Origin of the sequence: Erwinia sp. QL-Z3 (genome assembly GCF_004551645.1) — a bacterium.
GTDB lineage: Bacteria > Pseudomonadota > Gammaproteobacteria > Enterobacterales > Enterobacteriaceae > Erwinia > Erwinia billingiae.
Window position 1 is genome coordinate 1708902 of the sequence record NZ_CP037950.1, and the last position, 22474, is coordinate 1731375.

Annotated in this window: 19 protein-coding genes and 1 riboswitch; of the genes, 11 read left to right on the top strand and 8 right to left on the bottom strand. The window is 53.4% G+C overall.

Translation table 11 applies throughout. The annotated features are described in order from the left end of the window. Positions 1-28 precede the first annotated feature (28 nt). The 8 genes from secE to rpoC all read left to right on the top strand — a co-directional run bounded on the left by secE (position 29) and on the right by rpoC (position 12235). The gene (secE, locus tag E2F51_RS08520; RefSeq protein WP_013200291.1) at positions 29-412 is read left to right on the top strand and encodes a preprotein translocase subunit SecE; all 384 of its coding nucleotides are present in this window, start codon (positions 29-31) and stop codon (positions 410-412) included. 1 nt (position 413) lies between these two features. After that, complete coding sequence (gene nusG, locus E2F51_RS08525; RefSeq protein WP_013200292.1) at positions 414-959, top strand: transcription termination/antitermination protein NusG; 546 nt, start codon at positions 414-416, stop codon at positions 957-959. A 201-nt stretch (positions 960-1160) separates the two neighbouring features. Beyond that, the gene (gene rplK / locus E2F51_RS08530) at positions 1161-1589 is read left to right on the top strand and encodes a 50S ribosomal protein L11 (RefSeq protein ID WP_013200293.1); all 429 of its coding nucleotides are present in this window, start codon (positions 1161-1163) and stop codon (positions 1587-1589) included. A gap of 3 nt (positions 1590-1592) precedes the next feature. Then, positions 1593-2294 carry a 50S ribosomal protein L1 gene (rplA, locus tag E2F51_RS08535; protein WP_013200294.1) on the top strand — a complete coding sequence of 234 codons (702 nt, stop codon included), beginning with the start codon at positions 1593-1595 and terminating at the stop codon, positions 2292-2294. 291 nt (positions 2295-2585) lie between these two features. Continuing rightward, entirely contained in the window at positions 2586-3089 is a 504-nt protein-coding gene (rplJ, locus tag E2F51_RS08540) for a 50S ribosomal protein L10 (protein ID WP_013200295.1), read from the top strand. A gap of 71 nt (positions 3090-3160) precedes the next feature. Further along, positions 3161-3526 (top strand): 50S ribosomal protein L7/L12, encoded by a 366-nt coding sequence (rplL, locus tag E2F51_RS08545; protein ID WP_013200296.1) that lies wholly within the window; start codon positions 3161-3163, stop codon positions 3524-3526. A 326-nt stretch (positions 3527-3852) separates the two neighbouring features. Next, positions 3853-7881, top strand: coding sequence for a DNA-directed RNA polymerase subunit beta (gene rpoB, locus E2F51_RS08550; RefSeq protein ID WP_134823202.1), 4029 nt, complete (start codon positions 3853-3855; stop codon positions 7879-7881). Positions 7882-8014: 133 nt separating this feature from the next. Then, positions 8015-12235 carry a DNA-directed RNA polymerase subunit beta' gene (gene rpoC / locus E2F51_RS08555; RefSeq protein ID WP_013200298.1) on the top strand — a complete coding sequence of 1407 codons (4221 nt, stop codon included), beginning with the start codon at positions 8015-8017 and terminating at the stop codon, positions 12233-12235. A 135-nt stretch (positions 12236-12370) separates the two neighbouring features. Here the strand turns inward: rpoC and E2F51_RS08560 are convergent, their stop codons facing one another. Then, on the bottom strand, positions 12371-12562 hold the full coding sequence (locus tag E2F51_RS08560) for a DUF1127 domain-containing protein (RefSeq protein ID WP_013200299.1): 192 nt from the start codon (positions 12560-12562) through the stop codon (positions 12371-12373). Between the two features lie 171 nt (positions 12563-12733). On the opposite strand from E2F51_RS08560, the gene E2F51_RS08565 reads away from it, so the two are divergent. Next, positions 12734-14218 (top strand): PLP-dependent aminotransferase family protein, encoded by a 1485-nt coding sequence (locus E2F51_RS08565; protein ID WP_013200300.1) that lies wholly within the window; start codon positions 12734-12736, stop codon positions 14216-14218. Between the two features lie 136 nt (positions 14219-14354). Here E2F51_RS08565 and thiH read toward each other — a convergent pair whose 3' ends face one another. The 7 genes from thiH to rsd all read right to left on the bottom strand — a co-directional run bounded on the left by thiH (position 14355) and on the right by rsd (position 20584). Continuing rightward, positions 14355-15482, bottom strand: coding sequence for a 2-iminoacetate synthase ThiH (thiH, locus tag E2F51_RS08570; RefSeq protein WP_134823203.1), 1128 nt, complete (start codon positions 15480-15482; stop codon positions 14355-14357). Beyond that, positions 15479-16255 carry a thiazole synthase gene (locus E2F51_RS08575; protein ID WP_134823204.1) on the bottom strand — a complete coding sequence of 259 codons (777 nt, stop codon included), beginning with the start codon at positions 16253-16255 and terminating at the stop codon, positions 15479-15481. Before E2F51_RS08575 ends, thiH begins: the two co-directional genes overlap by 4 nt. A gap of 1 nt (position 16256) precedes the next feature. Then, positions 16257-16457, bottom strand: a complete 201-nt coding sequence (thiS, locus tag E2F51_RS08580) for a sulfur carrier protein ThiS (RefSeq protein ID WP_041691857.1) — start codon at positions 16455-16457, stop codon at positions 16257-16259. After that, the gene (locus E2F51_RS08585) at positions 16441-17202 is read right to left on the bottom strand and encodes a HesA/MoeB/ThiF family protein (RefSeq protein WP_134823205.1); all 762 of its coding nucleotides are present in this window, start codon (positions 17200-17202) and stop codon (positions 16441-16443) included. Before E2F51_RS08585 ends, thiS begins: the two co-directional genes overlap by 17 nt. Beyond that, positions 17192-17839 carry a thiamine phosphate synthase gene (gene thiE / locus E2F51_RS08590; RefSeq protein ID WP_013200304.1) on the bottom strand — a complete coding sequence of 216 codons (648 nt, stop codon included), beginning with the start codon at positions 17837-17839 and terminating at the stop codon, positions 17192-17194. The genes E2F51_RS08585 and thiE overlap by 11 nt, the downstream gene beginning before the upstream one ends. After that, positions 17836-19770, bottom strand: coding sequence for a phosphomethylpyrimidine synthase ThiC (thiC, locus tag E2F51_RS08595; protein WP_134823206.1), 1935 nt, complete (start codon positions 19768-19770; stop codon positions 17836-17838). Before thiC ends, thiE begins: the two co-directional genes overlap by 4 nt. Positions 19771-19858: 88 nt before the next feature. Next, positions 19859-19959, bottom strand: a riboswitch (TPP riboswitch). A gap of 118 nt (positions 19960-20077) precedes the next feature. After that, on the bottom strand, positions 20078-20584 hold the full coding sequence (gene rsd / locus E2F51_RS08600) for a sigma D regulator (protein ID WP_134823207.1): 507 nt from the start codon (positions 20582-20584) through the stop codon (positions 20078-20080). A gap of 84 nt (positions 20585-20668) precedes the next feature. Here rsd and nudC point away from each other — a divergent pair, with 84 nt between their 5' ends. Next, entirely contained in the window at positions 20669-21442 is a 774-nt protein-coding gene (gene nudC, locus E2F51_RS08605; RefSeq protein WP_134823208.1) for an NAD(+) diphosphatase, read from the top strand. Positions 21443-21807: 365 nt separating this feature from the next. Further along, positions 21808-22350, top strand: coding sequence for a polymer-forming cytoskeletal protein (locus E2F51_RS08610; protein ID WP_167738391.1), 543 nt, complete (start codon positions 21808-21810; stop codon positions 22348-22350). Positions 22351-22474 lie beyond the last annotated feature (124 nt).

Here is a 22474-nt window from a genome sequence, read left to right on the forward strand (position 1 = left end):
GTTTCTGTTTATTGTGGCAGGTTGGTTTATGAGTGCTAATACCGAAGCTCAAGGGAGCGGGCGTGGCCTGGAAGCGGTAAAGTGGCTAGTCGTAGTGTTACTACTGATTCTGGCCATCGTAGGTAACTACTTTTACCGTGAAGTCTCGCTGCCGTTGCGTGCGCTGGCCGTCGTTGTCCTTATCGCTGTAGCCGGTGGCATTGCGCTGCTGACCACGAAAGGTAAGTCTACACTGGCGTTTGCCCGTGAAGCCCGCACCGAAGTTCGCAAGGTCATTTGGCCGACTCGCCAGGAAACGTTGCATACCACGTTAATCGTTGCCGCGGTTACTGCCGTGATGTCACTGATTTTGTGGGGACTGGATGGTATTCTGGTCCGTCTGGTATCGTTTATCACTGGCCTGAGGTTCTGAGATGTCTGAAGCTCCAAAAATGCGCTGGTACGTCGTTCAGGCGTTTTCCGGTTTTGAAGGCCGCGTAGCCCAATCGCTGCGCGAGCATATCAAGTTACATAACATGGAAGAGCTTTTTGGCGATGTCATGGTTCCAACTGAAGAAGTGGTTGAGATCCGTGGTGGTCAGCGTCGTAAAAGCGAGCGTAAGTTCTTCCCGGGTTATGTCCTGGTCCAAATGCTCATGAATGATGCAAGCTGGCACTTAGTGCGTAGCGTGCCTCGCGTCATGGGATTCATTGGTGGTACCTCCGATCGTCCGGCACCTATTAGCGATAAAGAAGTCGATGCGATCATGAACCGCCTGCAGCAGGTTGGTGATAAGCCACGTCCGAAAACCATGTTTGAACCTGGGGAAATGGTCCGTGTTAGTGACGGTCCGTTCGCAGACTTCAACGGTGTGGTTGAAGAAGTGGATTATGAGAAAAGCCGCCTGAAAGTGTCGGTTTCAATCTTTGGGCGTGCTACGCCGGTTGAGCTGGACTTTGGTCAGGTTGAAAAAGGCTGATAATCACTCTGCGCGGAGACAGACTGTGGGGTAACCACTCCCTGCATATAAAATGATCTCTTTGAGTGAAAATTGGTTGCGAGAGGCGCGAAATTGCCATACAATTTCGCGCCTTTTGTTTTTATGCGCTGTTCGCAGCGTGTGGAATATTAATCACGGGGAGCTCTTCACGGAGCGTCTGAACCCAATTGAGGAATTATCATGGCTAAGAAAGTACAAGCCTACGTCAAGCTGCAGGTTGCAGCTGGTATGGCAAACCCAAGTCCTCCGGTCGGTCCGGCACTGGGTCAGCAGGGTGTTAACATCATGGAATTCTGTAAAGCGTTTAACGCCAAAACAGAATCCCTGGAAAAAGGCCTGCCTACTCCAGTTGTGATTACCGTTTACTCTGACCGTTCTTTCACCTTCGTTACCAAAACGCCTCCAGCACCTATCCTGCTGAAGAAAGCGGCTGGTATTAAGTCTGGTTCCGGTAAGCCGAACAAAGACAAAGTCGGTAAAGTAACGCGTGCTCAGGTACGTGAAATCGCAGAAACTAAAGCTGCGGACATGACTGGTGCTGATATTGAAGCGATGGCTCGCTCAATTGAAGGTACTGCTCGTTCCATGGGCCTGGTTGTAGAGGACTAAGAAATGGCTAAGCTGACCAAGCGTATGAGCGTGATCCGCGACAAAGTTGATGTAACTAAACAGTATGACATCAACGAAGCTGTTGCTCTGCTGAAAGAACTGGCTACTGCCAAGTTCGTTGAAAGCGTTGACGTAGCGGTAAACCTGGGCATTGATGCCCGTAAATCTGACCAGAACGTTCGCGGTGCAACTGTACTGCCACACGGTACTGGCCGTTCTGTTCGCGTTGCCGTATTTGCCCAGGGCGCAAACGCTGAAGCTGCTAAAGCTGCAGGCGCTGAGCTGGTAGGTATGGAAGATCTGGCTGACCAGATCAAAAAAGGCGAAATGAACTTCGACGTTGTTATCGCATCTCCTGATGCAATGCGCGTTGTTGGCCAGCTGGGCCAGGTACTGGGCCCACGCGGTCTGATGCCTAACCCGAAAGTGGGTACCGTAACCCCTAACGTTGCTGAAGCGGTTAAGAACGCTAAAGCCGGTCAGGTTCGTTACCGTAACGACAAAAACGGCATCATCCATACCACTATCGGTAAGGTTGATTTCGATGCAGATAAACTGAGAGAAAACCTGGAATCCCTGCTGGTTGCGCTGAAAAAAGCAAAACCTTCACAGGCGAAAGGCGTTTTCATCAAGAAAGTTAGCCTGTCCACCACTATGGGTGCAGGCGTTGCAATCGATCAGGCTGGCCTGAACGCTGCAGTTTAATCTGCTTTACGCGGGCGAAAGTTTCTATTAGAATCTTACGCCCGTTGTTCCGTTAATTGCGGAACCAGAATTTTCGGTTGGAGCCTGGCCTTATCCAGGCCTCCGTCCAAGACCGCAGGTGTCTCGAAAGAGGCTTAATCTCCTGCGTAGACGGTGACAGAACCTGAAGAATATTTTTATAGTCTTTGCTGGATTCTGCTCACCGTGTTAAGCGCCTGACTTCGGAAACGCGGTCAGGTGAAGTGAGTTCCGGAGAAATTCATCTCCGGCAAAATCCAGGAGCAAAAGCTAATGGCCTTAAATCTTCAAGACAAACAAGCGATTGTTGCTGAAGTCAGCGAAGTAGCCAAAGGCGCGCTGTCTGCGGTAGTTGCGGATTCTCGTGGCGTACCAGTAGGCAAAATGACTGAACTGCGTAAAGCAGGTCGTGAAGCTGGCGTTTACATGCGTGTTGTTCGTAACACCTTGCTGCGCCGCGTCGTTGAAGGTACTCAGTTTGAGTGCCTGAAAGACACGTTCGTCGGTCCAACCTTGATTGCATATTCTATGGAACACCCGGGCGCTGCTGCTCGTCTGTTCAAAGATTTCGCTAAAGCGAATGCAAAATTTGAGGTTAAAGCTGCGGCCTTTGAAGGCGAGTTAATCAGTGCGGCTCAGATCGACCGCCTGGCAACTCTGCCTACTTACGATGAAGCAGTCGCACGCCTGATGGCAACCATGAAAGAAGCCGCTGCCGGCAAACTGGTTCGCACTCTGGCTGCAGTACGTGATCAGAAAGAAGCTGAAGCTGCATAAGCTCAGGCCTTTCATTTTCCGTACTCTTGCTAACGTATTTACACCTAAACTGAATTTCAGGAACATTTGACATGTCAATCACTAAAGAACAAATCATTGAAGGCGTTGCAGCCCTGTCTGTAATGGAAATCGTTGAACTGATCTCCGCTATGGAAGAAAAATTCGGCGTTTCAGCTGCTGCTGCAGTTGCTGGCCCAGCCGCTGCTGCTGAAGCTGTAGAAGAAAAAACCGAGTTCGACGTTGTACTGAAAGCTATCGGCGCTAACAAAGTTGCCGTGATCAAAGCAGTACGTGGCGCAACTGGTCTGGGCTTGAAAGAAGCTAAAGACCTGGTTGAGTCTGCACCTGCTGCCCTGAAAGAAGGCATCAGCAAAGACGACGCTGAGTCTCTGAAGAAAGCACTGGAAGAAGCTGGCGCAGAAGTTGAAGTTAAGTAAGCCAACCTTTCAGGTTGCAGCCTAATCTGATTTAGGCTGACGGCTGGTGACTTTTTAGTCACCAGCCTTTTTGCGCTCTACAGCGTCAATGACGTTTCACACTGTTTAGTCATTGAATTGCTTAATATCTTTCTCTATCGACGACTTAATATATTGCCCTCCTGCGGCGCTTCTCTGCTTTGCTACGGCAACGAAATGATTTAAGCGTGATAGAAAGAGGTATTACGGAAGGGGAGTCTTCTTTCCGCGTCACAAAATAGTGTTGCATGAACTGTCCCCTCTGGACGGACAGCGAGGTTCTACCTTTCAGCGAGCTGAGGAACCCTATGGTTTACTCCTATACCGAGAAAAAACGTATTCGTAAGGATTTTGGAAAGCGCCCCCAGGTGCTCGACATTCCTTATCTCCTTTCTATCCAGCTTGACTCGTTCCAGAAGTTCATCGAGCAAGACCCGGAAGGTCAACATGGTTTGGAAGCGGCTTTCCGTTCCGTATTCCCAATCAAAAGCTATAGCGGTAATTCTGAACTGCAGTACGTCAGCTACCGTTTAGGCGAACCTGTTTTTGATGTGAAAGAGTGTCAGATTCGTGGCGTCACGTACTCTGCACCCCTGCGCGTAAAACTGCGCCTGGTGATCTACGAGCGCGAAGCGCCGGAAGGCACCGTTAAGGACATCAAAGAACAAGAAGTTTACATGGGTGAAATTCCACTCATGACCGATAACGGTACCTTTGTCATCAACGGTACAGAAAGGGTTATCGTTTCTCAGCTGCATCGTAGTCCTGGTGTCTTCTTCGACAGCGATAAGGGTAAAACCCACTCATCGGGTAAAGTGCTTTATAACGCACGTATCATTCCTTACCGTGGTTCGTGGTTGGACTTTGAGTTCGACCCGAAAGACAACCTGTTCGTTCGAATTGACCGTCGCCGTAAATTGCCTGCGACCATCATTCTGCGTGCACTGAATTACACCACTGAGCAGATCCTTGACCTGTTCTTTGACAAAATCGTGTATGAAATCCGCGACAACAAGCTGCAGATGGAACTTGTTCCTGAGCGCCTGCGTGGAGACACTGCCTCATTCGATATCGAATCCAACGGTACTATCTACGTTGAGAAAGGCCGTCGTATTACTGCACGTCATATCCGTCAGCTGGAAAAAGATGGCATTGAGCACATCGAAGTTCCTGTTGAATACATCGCCGGCAAAGTCGTTGCTAAAGACTATGTTGACGAGAGCACCGGTGAGCTGATCGTTGCTGCCAACATGGAGCTGTCGCTGGATCTGCTGGCTAAGCTGAGCCAGTCTGGTCACAAGCGCATCGAAACGCTGTTCACCAACGACCTGGATCACGGTGCGTACATTTCCGAAACCGTCCGCGTCGACCCAACCAGCGATCGCTTGAGCGCACTGGTTGAGATCTACCGCATGATGCGCCCTGGTGAACCACCAACGCGCGAAGCGGCTGAAAACCTGTTCGAGAACCTGTTCTTCTCTGAAGACCGCTACGATCTGTCTGCGGTTGGTCGTATGAAGTTCAACCGTTCTCTGCTGCGTGACGAGATCGAAGGTTCCGGTATTCTGAGCAAAGACGACATCATCCAGGTGATGCGTAAACTGATCGGGATCCGTAACGGTATTGGCGAAGTGGATGATATCGACCACCTCGGCAACCGTCGTATTCGTTCCGTTGGCGAAATGGCAGAAAACCAGTTCCGTGTCGGTCTGGTCCGTGTTGAGCGTGCGGTGAAAGAGCGTCTGTCTTTAGGCGATCTGGATACCCTGATGCCTCAGGACATGATCAACGCCAAGCCAATTTCTGCAGCAGTGAAAGAGTTCTTTGGTTCCAGCCAGCTGTCCCAGTTTATGGACCAGAACAACCCACTGTCTGAGATTACGCACAAACGTCGTATCTCTGCACTTGGCCCGGGCGGTCTGACGCGTGAGCGTGCAGGCTTTGAAGTTCGAGACGTTCACCCGACGCACTACGGTCGCGTGTGCCCAATCGAAACGCCTGAAGGTCCAAACATCGGTCTGATCAACTCCTTGTCCGTGTACGCACAGACCAATGAGTACGGTTTCCTGGAAACCCCATACCGTCGCGTTCGCGAAGGCGTGGTGACCGACGAAATTCATTACCTCTCTGCAATTGAAGAGGGTAACTACGTTATCGCTCAGGCGAACACCAACCTCGACGACGAAGGTCACTTCGTAGACGATCTGGTTACTTGCCGTAGTAAAGGCGAATCGAGCTTGTTCAGCCGCGATCAGGTTGACTACATGGACGTATCCACCCAGCAGATCGTTTCTGTTGGTGCGTCACTGATCCCGTTCCTGGAGCACGATGACGCCAACCGCGCATTGATGGGTGCAAACATGCAACGTCAGGCGGTTCCAACTCTGCGTGCTGATAAGCCGCTGGTTGGTACCGGTATGGAACGCGCGGTAGCGGTTGACTCCGGTGTTACAGCCGTAGCAAAACGTGGTGGTACTGTTCAGTACGTGGATGCATCCCGTATCGTTATCAAAGTTAACGAAGACGAAATGTACCCGGGCGAAGCCGGTATCGACATTTACAACCTGACCAAATACACCCGTTCTAACCAGAACACCTGCATCAACCAGATGCCTTGCGTGAACCTGGGTGAGCCAATTGAACGTGGTGATGTGCTGGCTGATGGTCCTTCAACGGATCTCGGCGAACTGGCACTGGGTCAGAACATGCGCGTCGCGTTCATGCCTTGGAACGGCTACAACTTCGAAGACTCCATCTTAGTCTCCGAGCGTGTGGTACAGGAAGATCGCTTCACCACCATCCACATTCAGGAACTGGCATGTGTGTCTCGTGACACCAAGTTGGGGCCGGAAGAGATCACCGCTGACATCCCTAACGTGGGTGAAGCTGCGCTCTCCAAGCTGGATGAATCCGGTATCGTTTATATCGGTGCTGAAGTGACCGGCGGCGACATTCTGGTTGGTAAGGTAACGCCGAAAGGTGAAACCCAGCTGACGCCAGAAGAGAAGCTGTTACGTGCGATCTTCGGTGAGAAAGCGTCTGACGTTAAAGACTCTTCTCTGCGTGTACCAAACGGCGTATCAGGCACCATTATTGATGTGCAGGTCTTCACCCGCGATGGCGTGGAAAAAGATAAGCGCGCGCTGGAAATCGAAGAGATGCAGCTGAAGCAGGCGAAGAAAGACCTGTCTGAAGAATTGCAGATCCTCGAAGCTGGCCTGTTTAGCCGTATTAGCTACCTGCTGGTTGCCGGTGGCGTTGAAGCGGAAAAACTGGAAAAGCTGCCTCGCGAGCGCTGGTTGGAACTCGGCCTGACCGACGAAGACAAGCAAAACCAGCTGGAACAGCTGGCAGAGCAGTACGACGAGCTGAAGCACGAGTTTGAGAAGAAACTCGAAGCGAAGCGCCGCAAAATCACTCAGGGCGATGACCTGGCACCTGGCGTGCTGAAAATCGTTAAAGTGTATCTGGCCGTTAAACGTCAGATCCAGCCTGGTGACAAGATGGCTGGTCGTCACGGGAACAAAGGTGTTATCTCCAAGATCAACCCGATCGAAGATATGCCATATGATGAGAACGGTACGCCGGTCGACATCGTACTGAACCCGCTGGGCGTACCATCACGTATGAACATTGGACAGATTCTTGAAACCCACCTGGGTATGGCTGCGAAAGGTATTGGCGAGAAGATCAACGCCATGCTTAAGAAGCAGGAAGAAGTGTCTAAGCTGCGTGAGTTTATTCAGCGTGCGTACGATCTGGGCTCCGATTTACGTCAGAAAGTCGATCTGAACACCTTCACCGACGACGAAGTGCTGCGTCTGGCAGAAAACCTGAAGAAGGGGATGCCAATCGCAACACCAGTGTTTGACGGCGCGAAAGAAAGCGAAATCAAAGAGCTGTTACAGCTCGGCGGCCTGCCTTCTTCTGGTCAGATCACGCTGTTTGATGGTCGTACTGGCGAGCAGTTCGAGCGTCAGGTTACCGTTGGCTACATGTACATGCTGAAACTCAACCACTTAGTGGATGACAAGATGCATGCACGTTCTACCGGCTCTTACAGCCTCGTTACTCAGCAGCCGCTGGGTGGTAAGGCGCAGTTCGGTGGACAGCGATTCGGTGAGATGGAAGTGTGGGCACTGGAAGCATACGGTGCCGCTTATACCCTGCAGGAAATGCTGACCGTGAAGTCTGATGACGTTAATGGCCGTACCAAGATGTATAAAAACATCGTGGACGGTAACCATCAGATGGAACCGGGCATGCCGGAATCCTTCAACGTACTGTTGAAAGAGATCCGCTCGCTGGGTATTAACATCGAGCTGGAAGACGAGTAATCCCTGTGACTTTCAGGCTGTAGCCCATGTGGATGCAGCCTGAGAGAGAACGGGAAAAGCACTCGAATTTGTACTGGTTACAGCACGTCCGCCTGGACGTGCTGAGAAGTCTCACTCCGACGGGAGCTAATCCGTGAAAGACTTACTAAAGTTTCTGAAAGCGCAAACTAAGACCGAAGAGTTTAGTGCGATCAAAATTGCTCTGGCCTCGCCAGACATGATCCGTTCATGGTCTTTTGGTGAAGTTAAAAAGCCAGAAACCATCAACTACCGTACGTTCAAACCAGAACGTGACGGGCTTTTCTGTGCGCGTATTTTCGGGCCGGTAAAAGACTATGAGTGCCTGTGCGGTAAGTACAAGCGCCTGAAACACCGTGGTGTGATCTGTGAGAAGTGTGGCGTTGAAGTTACACAGACCAAGGTTCGCCGTGAGCGCATGGGCCACATTGAGTTGGCATCACCTACTGCGCACATCTGGTTCCTGAAATCGCTGCCTTCGCGCATCGGTTTGCTGCTGGATATGCCACTGCGTGACATCGAGCGCGTGCTGTACTTCGAATCATACGTTGTGGTTGAAGGCGGCATGACCAACCTCGAGCGTCGTCAGATCCTGACTGAAGAGCAGTATCTGGATGCGCTGGAAGAGTTCGGTGACGAATTCGACGCGAAGATGGGTGCGGAAGCTATTCAGGCCCTGTTGAAAAACATGGATCTGGAGCAGGAATGCGAGACGCTGCGTGAAGAGCTGACCGAAACCAACTCCGAAACCAAACGCAAAAAACTGACCAAGCGTATCAAGCTGCTGGAAGCGTTCGTTCAGTCTGGTAACAAGCCAGAGTGGATGATCCTGACCGTGCTGCCTGTACTGCCACCGGATCTGCGTCCGCTGGTACCGCTGGACGGCGGTCGTTTCGCTACGTCGGATCTGAACGATCTGTATCGTCGCGTGATCAACCGTAACAACCGTCTGAAACGCCTGCTGGATCTGGCTGCGCCAGATATCATCGTACGTAACGAAAAACGTATGTTGCAGGAAGCGGTCGATGCGCTGTTGGATAACGGCCGTCGCGGTCGTGCGATCACCGGTTCTAACAAGCGTCCTCTGAAATCTTTGGCCGATATGATCAAAGGTAAGCAGGGTCGTTTCCGTCAGAACTTGCTGGGTAAACGTGTCGACTACTCTGGTCGTTCGGTTATCACCGTCGGTCCATACCTGCGTCTGCACCAGTGTGGTCTGCCGAAGAAAATGGCACTGGAACTGTTCAAACCGTTCATCTACGGCAAGCTGGAATTGCGTGGTCTTGCTACCACCATTAAAGCCGCCAAGAAAATGGTTGAGCGTGAAGAAGCTATCGTTTGGGATATCCTCGACGAAGTGATCCGCGAACACCCGGTCCTGCTGAACCGTGCACCAACTCTGCACCGTCTGGGCATCCAGGCATTTGAGCCAGTACTGATCGAAGGTAAAGCTATCCAGCTGCACCCGTTGGTTTGTGCGGCTTATAACGCCGACTTCGATGGTGACCAGATGGCTGTTCACGTACCGCTGACGCTGGAAGCCCAGCTGGAAGCGCGTGCGTTGATGATGTCTACCAACAACATCCTGTCTCCAGCGAACGGTGAGCCAATCATCGTTCCTTCTCAGGACGTTGTATTGGGTCTGTACTACATGACCCGCGACTGTGTTAACGCCAAAGGCGAAGGCATGGTGCTGACTGGCCCGAAAGAAGCTGAGCGTGTTTACCGCGCCGGTCTGGCCTCTCTGCACGCTCGTGTGAAAGTCCGTATCACCGAGCACGAAAAGAACGAGCAGGATGAGTGGGTTGCTAAAACCAGCATCATCGATACCACCATTGGTCGCGCCATCCTGTGGATGATCGTGCCTAAAGGTCTGCCGTACTCTATCGTCAACCAGGCGCTGGGCAAAAAAGCGATCTCCAAGATGCTGAACACCTGTTACCGCATCCTGGGCCTGAAGCCGACCGTTATCTTTGCGGACCAGACCATGTACACCGGTTTTGCCTATGCAGCGCGCTCAGGTGCGTCAGTAGGTATCGACGACATGGTCATCCCAGAGAAGAAAGTGGAAATCATTACCGAAGCGGAAGCAGAAGTGGCTGAGATCCAGCAGCAGTTCCAGTCTGGTCTGGTTACCGCTGGCGAACGCTATAACAAAGTGATCGATATCTGGGCTGCGGCCAACGAACGCGTTGCTAAAGCGATGATGGAAAACCTGTCTACCGAAGTGGTTATCAACCGTGACGGTGAAGAAGAGCGTCAGGTTTCCTTCAATAGCATCTTTATGATGGCTGACTCCGGTGCGCGTGGTTCTGCAGCACAGATTCGTCAGCTGGCCGGTATGCGTGGTCTGATGGCTAAGCCAGATGGCTCAATCATCGAGACGCCAATTACCGCGAACTTCCGTGAAGGTCTGAACGTACTCCAGTACTTCATCTCGACGCACGGTGCACGTAAAGGTCTTGCGGATACCGCACTGAAAACAGCTAACTCCGGTTACCTGACCCGTCGTCTGGTTGACGTGGCACAGGATCTGGTTGTCACTGAAGACGATTGTGGTACCCACGAAGGTATCATGATGACCCCGGTTATCGAGGGTGGCGATGTTAAAGAGCCACTGCGTGAGCGTGTTCTGGGTCGTGTGACGGCTGAAGATGTGATCAAGCCGGGTACTGCTGACATTCTGCTGCCACGTAATACCCTGCTGCACGAACAGCAGTGTGATCTGTTGGAAGAGCACTCTGTTGACAGCCTGAAAGTCCGTTCCGTAGTAGGTTGCGAAACTGACTTCGGTGTGTGTGCACACTGTTATGGACGCGATCTGGCACGTGGTCACATCATCAACAAAGGTGAGGCCATCGGCGTTATCGCAGCACAGTCCATCGGTGAGCCGGGTACCCAGCTGACGATGCGTACGTTCCACATCGGTGGTGCGGCATCTCGTGCGGCTGCTGAATCCAGCATCCAGGTGAAGAACAAAGGTACGCTGAAACTGATCAACGCCAAGTCGGTAACCAACTCCGCTGGCAAGCTGGTGATCACCTCGCGTAACGTTGAACTGAAAATGATCGACGAATTTGGTCGTACCAAAGAGAGCTATAAAGTTCCCTACGGTTCAACCATGGCGAAAGGCGACGGCGAGCAGGTTGCAGCGGGCGAGACCGTAGCAAACTGGGATCCGCACACCATGCCAGTGATCACCGAAGTGAGCGGTTTCATTCGCTTCACTGACATGATCGACGGCCAGACCATTACCCGTCAGACAGATGACCTTACCGGTCTTTCTTCTCTGGTGATCCTGGACAGTGCTGAACGTACTGCCGGTGGTAAAGATCTGCGTCCAGCGCTGAAAATTGTTGATGCTAATGGCAACGATGTAATGATCCCAGGCTCCGATATGCCTGCTCAGTACTTCCTGCCGGGTAAAGCAATTGTGCAGCTGGAAGATGGCATCAAGATCAGTTCTGGTGACACCCTGGCTCGTGTACCGCAGGAATCTGGCGGTACCAAGGACATCACCGGTGGTCTGCCACGCGTTGCTGACCTGTTCGAAGCCCGTCGTCCGAAAGAGCCGGCAATCCTGGCTGAAATCAGCGGCATCATTTCCTTCGGTAAAGAAACCAAAGGGAAACGTCGTCTGGTTATCACCCCGATTGATGGCAGCGATCATTACGAAGAGATGATCCCGAAATGGCGTCAGCTGAACGTGTTCGAAGGTGAACGTGTTGAACGTGGTGATGTTGTTTCCGATGGCCCTGAGTCTCCACATGACATTCTGCGTCTGCGTGGCGTGCATGCGGTGACCCGTTACATCACTAACGAAGTGCAGGAAGTTTACCGTCTGCAAGGCGTTAAGATTAACGATAAGCACATCGAAGTCATCGTGCGCCAGATGTTGCGTAAAGCAACCATCGCAAGTGCAGGAAGTGCAGACTTCCTGGACGGTGAGCAGGTTGAGTTCTCACGCGTTAAAATTGCTAACCGTGAGCTCGAAGCCAACGGCAAAATCGCAGCGACCTTCGCACGCGATCTGCTGGGTATCACCAAAGCGTCTCTGGCGACCGAGTCCTTCATCTCTGCGGCCTCGTTCCAGGAAACGACGCGCGTACTGACCGAAGCAGCCGTTGCGGGCAAACGCGACGAACTGCGCGGCCTGAAAGAGAACGTCATCGTGGGCCGTCTGATCCCAGCCGGGACCGGTTACGCTTATCATCAGGATCGTATGCGCCGTAAAGCAGCTGGCGAAACGCCGGTTGTTCCTCAGGTGACTGCGGACGAAGCTTCTGCCAGCCTGGCAGAGTTGCTGAACGCGAGCATGGGCGGCAAAGACGATTAATCGTCTCTGACCCTCAAGCCACTAAAAACCGCTCTCCGGAGCGGTTTTTTTATGCCTGCGATTTACAGACAAAAAAATGGGTGGCTGGATTTCTCCAGCCACCCTAAATACGGGCAGTGTCAGCCCAACACCACATCATTTATAGCGACGAACATCCTCACAGGTCATGCCAATATCTTTCAGCTGGCTTGCGCTAAGTCTTGAGAGAATTTTGCGTGTCTCTACCCGGCTCCGCCAGGCTTTCCACAAACGGTAAGGCAATTTGTAGATCAGATGAAACGGTGAATCGGCGAAAGGCTTTGCAGCCCGATTTTCATTGAATTCCATGATGCTCTCCTCAACGGGGTATGGGGCTATTTTGCGCGGAAGAGGAATTTCAATACAGATGCAAAAAACACCTTTATTTAACATACAGATTGGCAGATAGTGGGTCTGAATGGTCAGATGCAGAGCGATCTGTACTGGTTTCTGGCTTGTATACCGTGTGGAGACGATACGATGACGCGTTATCAACATCTGGCAGATTTGCTGGCAGGGCGGATTGAACAAGGACTTTACCGCAGTGGTGAGCGCCTGCCCTCGGTCAGGATCCTCAGTACTGAACATGGCGTAAGCATCAGTACCGTTCAGCAGGCGTATCATTTGCTGGAAGAGAGGCAGTTGATCACGCCGCAGCCTCGCTCAGGCTATTTTGTCACTCCGCGCAAAGCCGAACCGCCCGTTCCTCCGCTAACCCGTCCGGCTCAGCGTCCGGTAGAAATTACGCAGTGGGATGCGGTGCTGGATTTGTTAAACGCCCGTCAGGAAAAAGATGTGTTGCAGTTAGGCAGCGGCATGCCTGACCTGAACCAGCCAACGCTCAAGCCGCTGTGGAAGATCATGAGTCGGATCGGCCATCAGCAGGATGTGCGGATGCTGAACTACGACAATATTTATGGGCTGCCGGAATTACGCGAACAGATTGCCCGTCTGGCCATTGATGGCGGTTGTCATCTGACGGCGGATGAGATTGTGGTCACCACCGGTTGTCACGAAGCCTTGTCGGTATCGATTCGCGCTGTCTGCCAGCCGGGCGATATTGTGGCGGTAGAATCTCCGACCTTCCACGGCACCATGCAGTCCCTGCGGGGCTTTGGCATTAAAGCCATTGAGATCCCCACCGATTCAGAAACCGGGATCAGCCTTGAAGCCCTTGAGCTGGCGTTTGAGCAGTGGCCGATTAAAGCGGTGGTGGTGGTACCCAACTGCAATAACCCGCTGGGCTTTATCATGCCCGAACCACGCAAGCGTGCCTTGCTGGCTCTGGCGCAGCGTTTTGACGTCGCCATTGTCGAAGATGACGTCTACGGCGAACTGGCATACGAATATCCCCGGCCGCCAACCATCAAGTCGTTCGATGATGAAGGCCGGGTATTGCTGTGCAGTTCCTTCTCCAAAACCGTCGCCCCTGGTCTGCGGGTGGGCTGGGTTGTGCCGGGACGATATCTCGATCGTGTACTGCATATGAAATACATCGTGACCGGTTCAACAGCCACGCAAACCCAGATGGCCGCGGCGGAATTTGTTCGCCAGGGCTACTATCCGGCGCATCTGCGACGGATGCGTCAGCAGTACCAGCGTAATCTGGAAATATTTACCCACTGGGTTCGCCATTACTTCCCTTGCGGCATTTGCGTCACCCGGCCGCAGGGCGGTTTTTTGATGTGGATAGAATTGCCGGAAGCATTCGACTCCGTCAGGCTTAACAAGGAGTTGCGCGAGGCCAAACTGCAAATCGCGGTGGGATCGCTGTTCTCCGCCTCTGGAAAATACCGCAACTGTCTGCGCCTAAGCTATGCCCAACCGTTTACCGACAGAACCGGCATAGCGCTGGAAATCCTTGGTGCTGCGGTGGAGCGGGCAATGGAGCGCTGTGGTATCAAGGTGCACCATCCGGTCACCTCCACCGATGAGGAAGAAGGCAGGGTCAGCGAGAGGGGTTGATACTGACCCTGGTTAACTCCCCTGTTGGAGTCAACGAGAGGGAGTTTACCGTCCTCACTGAACTGTGCCAGTGAGGACGTGACGCGATGCGAAGCGGATTCCAGCGTTTTTGAGGTCCGTTACATCCGCTGGCATTTTACTTCGCGGCTCTTCCCAGATAGCCATCCCAGTCCTTCCAGACCGGCTGCATTCCTGACTGAATCAACGCTTTCGCGACCTGCTGCGGGTGACGGTTATCATGTGGGGAGAACTGTTCCAGCTCCGTCTGCCCGTCGGCATAGCCGCCGGGCTGCGTTTTCGAAAAGGCGCTGACAGTATTAATCGCCAGCGGCACCACCTTATCGCGGAACTGGGGTGATTCCCGGGTTGAGAGCGACTGCTCAACTTCCGGTGCAAACAGCCGGAAAGCGCAAATAACCTGAACCAGCTGCGCTTCATCCATGATCGACGCCGGCTGAATGCCGCCCGCGCAAGGCCGGAGTCGGGGAAAGGCCACCGAATATCGGCTTTGCCAGTAGGTTTTCTGCAGCCATAACAGGTGTTCAGCCATCATATAGCAGTCGGTGCGCCAACTGTCTGACAGGCCGATCAAAGCGCCCAGGCCAATCTTATCCACGCCGGCACGGCCCAACCGGTCTGGCGTTTCCAGCCGGAAGAAGAAATCCTGCTTGTTGCCTTTAAGGTGATGCTGGCTGTAGACCGAAGGATGATAGGTTTCCTGATAGACCAGTACGCCATCCAGCCCTAATGTTTTCAGTTCGGCATACTCCGCTTCACTCATTGGCTGCACTTCCATCATTAAGGAACTGAAGTGCTGACGAATGGCGGGAACATGTTCGCGGAAGTAGTCCATGCCGACTTTTGCCTGATGCTCGCCGGTGACCAGCAACAGGTTATCAAACCCCATCTTGCGGATAGCCTGACATTCCCGGGCAATCTCATCAGCATCTAACGTCTTACGCCTGATGCGGTTACTCATCGAGAAGCCGCAATAGGTGCAGTCGTTGGCACAGAGATTGGACAGATACAGCGGCACAAAGAGATTAACCGCATGGCCGAAGCGTTGCCGGGTTAAGCGGTGGGCCTTTTGCGCCAGCGGCTCCAGATAGGTCTGAGCAGCGGGCGAGAGCAGGGCCATCAGCTCTTCCCGCCCGACGTTGACCGCATTCAGCGCCCGCTCAACATCCGCGGCCGTTTTGCTGTGGATCCTCAGGCGAATATCATCCCAATCGAGCGTTTCCCACCGTGAGACGAAGCTTTTCATTGCGGCTCTCCTGCCTGCAAAAAGTGGGTCAGCGGGCTGGTGGCCACGGCCTGATGGTGGCGACTGCCCAACCCGCTGCGGTAAGCCAGTGCGCCAGCTTCAACAGCAAGTCTGAACGCCCTCGCCATTTGCACCGGATGCTGCGCGGAGGCCATCGCAGTATTCACCAGCACAGCGTCAGCACCCATTTCCAGCGCTTCGCTGGCGTGGCTGGGCGCGCCAATGCCGGCATCTATCACCACCGGCACATTGGACTGCTCGATTATGATCGCCAGCAGATCGCGTGTTTTCAGCCCCTGATTACTGCCGATCGGCGCACCCAACGGCATCACCGCCGCACAGCCCACTTCTTCCAACCGCTTGCACAGCACCGGATCGGCGTGGCAGTACGGCAATACGGTAAAGCCTTCCCGCACCAGGATCTCCGCTGCTTTCAGCGTTTCGATGGCATCGGGCAGCAGATAGCGAACGTCCGGGTGGATTTCCAGCTTTAGCCAATGGGTGCCCAGGGCTTCGCGTGCCAGACGGGCAGCAAAAATGGCTTCCTCTGCGGTTTTAGCGCCGGACGTGTTTGGCAGCAGCTGCACGCCAAGTTCCTGAAGAGGCCGCAGGATCCCGTCATCGCCACCGCGTAAATCAATCCGCTTCATCGCCATGGTGACCAGCTGGCTGCCGGACTCGCGCAACGCCGCAAGCATCATTTGTGGACTGGAGAATTTGCCCGTACCGGTAAATAAACGAGACGAAAAGGTTTTATCAGCAATTTGCAGCATGTCAGCCTCCGGCAATGGCCTGGAAAATCACCAGATCATCGCCTTCCTGTAATAAGTAAGAGGACCAGCGATCGCGGGGAATAATCTGCTGGTTAACGGCCAGCGCGGTGCCTGGCTGGTGGCGGGAAAGCTGCTCCAGCAGCCCGGCCAGCGTCAGCGAGCCGGCAAGCGTCAGGCTTTCATCGTTAACCACGATTTTCATAACTGACCCCGCATACCGGACAATCCACACTGCGTTGCAGCGACAGCGTTCGCCAGGTTTGTTGTCTGCCGTCAAACAGCCGAAGTTTGCCGTCAAGACAGGACGGCTGGCCTGCCAGCATCTTTAAGGCTTCCAGCGCCTGTAAGGTACCCATTACGCCCACCACAGGACCCAGCACGCCTGCGGTACGGCAATTTCGCTGGGGTTCGTCTTCGTCTGGCCATAAGCAGCGATAGCAACCGTGTTCAAAAGGAGGCGTAAGCACCAGCAGCTGGCCACCAAAGCCAACGGCGCTGGCACTGACTAACCGCTTACCCTGTTCCACGCAGGCGGCATTGACCGCATGGCGGGTTTCCATGTTGTCGCTGCAATCCAGCACCAGGTCGACCTGCTGCACGACTTCCCTGAGTGATTCAGCCGTCATCCGCTGCGCCAGAGCAATAAACTCCACCTGCGGGTTTAGCGACTGTAGGTGCTTCTTCGCCACGGCGACTTTGGACTGACCGGTTTCATTCGTGCGAAACAGCACCTGGCGCTGAAGATTACTGATATGCACGCTATCGTCATCGGCCAGCACCAGCTTGCCAACGCCTGCGGCAGCGAGGTACAGCGCCGCAGGTGAACCCAATCCGCCGAGGCCGATAATCAGTACGCTGCCTGCCTGCAATTTCTGCTGGCCATCGAGGCCAAACTCCTCCAGCAGGAGCTGACGGCTGTAGCGTAAAAAGTCGTTGTCACTGAACATGGGCTTCGTCCCCGTTTCCAGCCAGATCGAGCAGCTGCGCGGTAGCTGCCTGCCAGTCAGGCGCCAGCGTGATGGCGCTGACCACCGCAATGCTTCCCACGCCGGTTGCTAAGACCTGCGGTGCCCGTTCCAGACTGATGCCGCCAATCGCCACCGTGGAAATCCCTTTCAGGCGGGAAATATGGCGCTGCAACTCCTGCAATCCCTGCGGCGAAGAGGGCATATTTTTGGTCTGGGTCGGAAAGACGTGCCCGAGGGCGATATAGGACGGCTTCTCAGCCAGAGCCCGATCGAGCTCGGCATCGTCATGGGTTGAAAGCCCCAGCCGTAATCCGGCGCGATGGATCGCATCCAGATCGGCGACATCCAAATCTTCCTGGCCCAGATGCACGCCATAGGCCTGATATTTAATCGCCAGCTGCCAGTAGTCATTGATAAACAGGCGTGCCTGATAACGCTTGCCCAGTTCGATAGCCGCCGCGATATCGTTTTCGACCGCCGCTTCAGGCAGATCCTTGATTCGTAACTGAATCGTACGCACGCCCGCTTCAAGCAGGCGCGCGATCCATGCCACCGTTTCCACGACCGGATAGAGTCCAAGCTGGGCCGACGTTGGCGGGAAGGCTGAGCGGCTCATGCTTTTTCCTCCTGCGACAGCGCATCGGCGGGGTGATAAAGTTCCCCGCCGCGGGTACGGAAAGCCTCTGACATTTCGGCCATACCAACCTCAATCGGTTTGGCTTCCGCCTCCTGTCTGGCGGCATAGTCCCGCACTTCCTGAGTAATTTTCATCGAACAGAATTTCGGGCCGCACATTGAACAGAAGTGGGCGACCTTGCCCGATTCCTGCGGCAGCGTTTCATCGTGATAGGCGCGCGCGGTATGAGGATCGAGTGCCAGATTAAACTGATCTTCCCAGCGGAATTCGAAGCGGGCTTTGGACATGGCGTTATCGCGGATCTGCGCGCCGGGATGCCCTTTTGCCAGGTCGGCGGCATGCGCGGCAATCTTGTAGGTAATCAGACCCTGCTTAACATCTTCCTTGTTGGGCAAGCCCAGATGCTCTTTCGGCGTGACGTAACAGAGCATTGCGCAGCCAAACCAGCCAATCATCGCCGCGCCAATACCGGAGGTGAAATGGTCGTAGCCAGGCGCGATATCGGTGGTTAGCGGGCCGAGCGTATAGAACGGCGCTTCGTGGCAGTGATTGAGTTGCTCGGTCATATTGCGGCGGATCATCTGCATCGGCACATGTCCTGGTCCTTCGATCATCACCTGCACGTCATACTCCCAGGCAATTTTGGTCAGCTCGCCCAGCGTATGCAGCTCGGCAAACTGCGCTTCATCGTTGGCATCCTGAATCGATCCTGGACGAAGTCCGTCGCCCAGCGACAGCGAAACGTCGTAGGCGGCGCACAGCTCGCAGATCTCGCGGAAGTGTTCGTAGAGGAAGCTCTCTTTGTGGTGAGACAGGCACCACTTGGCCATGATCGATCCCCCCCGGGAGACGATCCCCGTCAGGCGTTTTGCGGTCATCGGCACATAGCGCAGCAACACACCGGCATGGATGGTGAAGTAATCGACGCCCTGTTCAGCCTGTTCCAGCAAGGTATCGCGGAACACTTCCCAGTTGAGATCCTCTGCCACACCGTTCACTTTTTCCAGCGCCTGATAGATCGGAACCGTACCAATCGGAACGGGACTGTTACGCAGGATCCATTCGCGCGTCTCATGAATATTGCGCCCGGTAGAAAGATCCATCACCGTATCGGCGCCCCAGCGGGCGGACCACACCAGCTTCTCCACTTCCTCTTCAATCGACGAGCTGACCGCGGAGTTACCGATATTGGCGTTAATCTTCACCAGGAAATTGCGGCCAATAATCATCGGTTCGGATTCAGGATGGTTAATATTTGCAGGGATGATGGCGCGGCCGGCCGCCACTTCCTGCCGGACGAACTCTGCCGTGATATTTTCCGGCAGGCTGGCACCAAAGCTATTGCCGGGATGCTGTTGCAACAGCACGTCACCCCGAATACGTTCGCGGCCCATATTTTCACGCAGGGCGATAAATTCCATCTCTGGCGTAATCACGCCCAAACGCGCGTAATGCATTTGCGTCACGCAGCGGCCAGCCAGTGCCTTGCGTGGGCGGGGAAGATGGTCAAAACGCAAATGATCGAGGCCTTCATCCGCCAGGCGCTGTTGGGTATACACCGAACTGAGCTGCTCAATGTGCTGAGTATCACCACGCTGTTCAATCCAGTCATTGCGTAGTCTGGCAAGTCCGCGATGCACATCAATTTTTGCGTCAGGATCGCCATAAGGTCCGGCCGTGTCATACACCGGTACCGGTTCGTTATCTTCAAACTGCGGATTGTCTTTGCTGCCACCGACCATCGTCGGACTGAGCTGGATTTCACGCATCGGCACGCGAATATCCTCGCGCGAACCGTTCAGCCAGATGCGTTTAGAATTGGGGAAAGCGGTGCCCTGAAGGGAGTCGATAAACTGCTGGGCTTCTGCGCGCTGTTTGCGGCGGGTCGGTCTTTTATCACGGGTAGACATAGCTCGTTCCTGAAAAAAGGGAATTTGCTTGCCTGGAGTTCGGAGGAGTAAGCGCAGGGTGTGAAAATGGTCGGATCCACACCGTCACTGAAGATTTACTCTTGTTCCCTTCGCAGGTACTAACCTGATCAGGTTCCGCGGATCCCGAATTAACGGTCTCAGCCCCTAAGGGCACTCCGACAAGAAGAATTTTGCTGGCAGACAGCACCAGCAAAACAATCGTGGCAGGACTGGCCTCGCCACATAGTGCCCTTTCAGCATAAAGGGGCTTTTTTGAAACTACAAGGGGTTTACAATCTGATAACGTTTACGCCGGACGGGCTAGCGCACTCTCATTAGCCGCCTCAGGCTTGTCAGCCGTTTTTTCCAGCGCCAGCTGAATAAAGCGGTCTTCAAGCGTGAAACGCGCTTCCAGCGCTTCGCCCACTGAGGACAAAGCATTCTGGAATTCGAGACAGTTATCGTGATCGATAGCCTTCTCGAGATGGGTATCATACACCTTCATGATCATCTCGGTGTTTGCCTGCAGGGAAGGGTAGATCAGCGCGGCTTTAGCCAACTGCTCGCTGCCTTCCATCTCCTGAATAAAGCGTTGATAAACGGTGAAATGCCCGGTGGAAAGGTAATCCACCAATCCCTGACAGAAGTTGTCCAGCGCGTTTTCATCGAGCGTAGTGAGCGATTCCTTGTTAGGCTTGATGCCAACCAGACGATAATAGGCAATCAACAACTGCCTGCGGGAGCGTAGACAAAAGTCTACCAGGTCGCTACATCCGCCGACGCGCGCGGTCAGAACTTCTAACTGGTTAAGCATGAGTGACTCCATGAGTGTAATTATTACTATTTCGCCCCAATCCAGTATTTCAGAAAGTCTGTAAAGCTGAGGATGAGCAATTTTATGCAACGTGAGATTTCAAGCGTAGACGTTGGCTGGTGGGTTGTCAGTCATGAACATAAACTTTGGCTACCGAAAGGTCAATTACCGTTCGGTAGCGCGCAAGAATTAAGCCTGACAGGATCGCACGGATCACAAATCGGCGAGTGGCAGGGCGATCCCGTCTGGCTGATCTGTGAGAACCGTCAAGAGGGCATGGGATCCTTGCGTCAGATCCTCGATCTGGACGTGGGCCTGTTCCAGCTGGCGGGTAAAGGGATCCAGCTGGCGGAGTTCTATCGCTCGCATAAGTGGTGCGGTTACTGCGGCCATGAAATGCACCACAGCAAAACGGAACTTGCCTGCCTGTGCCGCCATTGTCGACAGCGATATTACCCGCAAATCGCGCCCTGCATCATTGTGGCAATTCGCCGTGGGGAAGAGATCCTGCTCGCCCAGCATACCAAACACCGTAATGGCATTTACACGGTGCTGGCCGGTTTTGTTGAAGTCGGCGAAACGCTGGAACAAACCGTCGCGCGGGAAGTGATGGAAGAGAGCGGGCTGAGGGTGAAAAACTTGCGTTACGTCTCCTCTCAACCCTGGCCGTTCCCCCAGTCGTTGATGATGGCTTTTATGGCCGATTACGACAGTGGCGAGATTGTCATCGATCCCAAAGAGCTACTGGATGCGGGTTGGTATCGCTTTGATGCCTTACCGCAGCTTCCTCCTCCTGGAACGGTCGCCCGTCGCCTGATTGAGGATACCGTGGTGCTTTGCCGGGAAGAGGCTGAGTAAGTATCCAGACCGGCAAATTCACCCTTTGCCGGCTTTTGCTGAACCCGCTCGGGTGTTTAATCATCGTATTTCATTTTTTTAAATAAACTACTGTGCTTAATCGTGCAGCATCACGTATTTTATTTTTCTGATTTTGTCTGCCATACTGCATTAATATTAATGTCATGTTAATAACATCAGGGAATGATGCCATGGAAAGGTTCAGGAAAGAACATTACTTATGGGGCCTGTGGTTCTTATGGATTCTTTCTCTTTGTTGTTACCTCTTCCCGCAATATAAATTCTTTGATTGTTGCCTGAGGGTGACGATCGGCTGTTATTTAATATTCGTTTTATTAACTCTCGCTAAAAGGATGGATCCCAATATGTTTAACTTCAATAAGAAAGAAACAGACTCGCCAGTGAACGGCTCAGTCGATACCGCCTCGCCGCAGGCACCGAAGGCCGCGCTGGAGCTGGCTGATGAGAGCGCGAAGGCGAAAGAAACCCGCATTTCATCAGGCAGTAAATTGACGGGTGAAATAATTAATGAAGCTAATATTTCGATAAATGGTCAAATCGTTGGCGATATTGTCAGTAAGAAAACGGTGCAGATCGGTCAAGAAGGGAAAGTGAATGGCAAGGTGTCCTCTTTGAAAGTTGTCGTAAATGGTTTGCTTAAAGGATGCTGTTACGCGAAGTCAGTCACGATTCTTTCCCGTGGCCGAATTGAAGGGGATGTTTATGCCGAGGATTTCTCTATTGAGAAAGGCGGGGTCTTTATTGGAAACTCTCATGTGCTTGATGAAAACAGGCTGCCAGATAAAGCCTCGACCGCGGTGATGGCAAAGCCAGAAATATCTGAGTTAGTGCCGCCAGTGCCTGGGAAAAATATGAATAAAGAGCGGAGTGATAAAGCCGCTAAATAAGGGTTTGATATTCGCATTCAGCCACCCAACCGGGCGGGAGATTCACCGCCCGGTTGGTGATCCCATCCTGTCTTCCGCTCTCAGCCGCCCGACGATCGCTCAATTTTTGTGACGCTGTGGCAGC

Bases quoted from the DNA above. Each gene is read 5' to 3' on its own strand.
- rplJ (WP_013200295.1), top strand. From the start codon at position 2,586: ATGGCCTTAAATCTTCAAGACAAACAAGCGATTGTTGCTGAAGTCAGC.
- rplA (WP_013200294.1), top strand. From the start codon at position 1,593: ATGGCTAAGCTGACCAAGCGTATGAGCGTGATCCGCGACAAAGTTGAT.
- rsd (WP_134823207.1), bottom strand. From the start codon at position 20,584: ATGCTTAACCAGTTAGAAGTTCTGACCGCGCGCGTCGGCGGATGTAGC.
- nusG (WP_013200292.1), top strand. From the start codon at position 414: ATGTCTGAAGCTCCAAAAATGCGCTGGTACGTCGTTCAGGCGTTTTCC.
- thiC (WP_134823206.1), bottom strand. From the start codon at position 19,770: ATGTCTACCCGTGATAAAAGACCGACCCGCCGCAAACAGCGCGCAGAA.
- rplL (WP_013200296.1), top strand. From the start codon at position 3,161: ATGTCAATCACTAAAGAACAAATCATTGAAGGCGTTGCAGCCCTGTCT.
- E2F51_RS08560 (WP_013200299.1), bottom strand. From the start codon at position 12,562: ATGGAATTCAATGAAAATCGGGCTGCAAAGCCTTTCGCCGATTCACCG.
- E2F51_RS08575 (WP_134823204.1), bottom strand. From the start codon at position 16,255: ATGCTGCAAATTGCTGATAAAACCTTTTCGTCTCGTTTATTTACCGGT.
- thiS (WP_041691857.1), bottom strand. From the start codon at position 16,457: ATGAAAATCGTGGTTAACGATGAAAGCCTGACGCTTGCCGGCTCGCTG.
- nudC (WP_134823208.1), top strand. From the start codon at position 20,669: ATGCAACGTGAGATTTCAAGCGTAGACGTTGGCTGGTGGGTTGTCAGT.
- E2F51_RS08565 (WP_013200300.1), top strand. From the start codon at position 12,734: ATGACGCGTTATCAACATCTGGCAGATTTGCTGGCAGGGCGGATTGAA.
- rpoB (WP_134823202.1), top strand. From the start codon at position 3,853: ATGGTTTACTCCTATACCGAGAAAAAACGTATTCGTAAGGATTTTGGA.
- E2F51_RS08585 (WP_134823205.1), bottom strand. From the start codon at position 17,202: ATGTTCAGTGACAACGACTTTTTACGCTACAGCCGTCAGCTCCTGCTG.
- secE (WP_013200291.1), top strand. From the start codon at position 29: ATGAGTGCTAATACCGAAGCTCAAGGGAGCGGGCGTGGCCTGGAAGCG.
- thiH (WP_134823203.1), bottom strand. From the start codon at position 15,482: ATGAAAAGCTTCGTCTCACGGTGGGAAACGCTCGATTGGGATGATATT.
- thiE (WP_013200304.1), bottom strand. From the start codon at position 17,839: ATGAGCCGCTCAGCCTTCCCGCCAACGTCGGCCCAGCTTGGACTCTAT.
- E2F51_RS08610 (WP_167738391.1), top strand. From the start codon at position 21,808: ATGTTTAACTTCAATAAGAAAGAAACAGACTCGCCAGTGAACGGCTCA.
- rplK (WP_013200293.1), top strand. From the start codon at position 1,161: ATGGCTAAGAAAGTACAAGCCTACGTCAAGCTGCAGGTTGCAGCTGGT.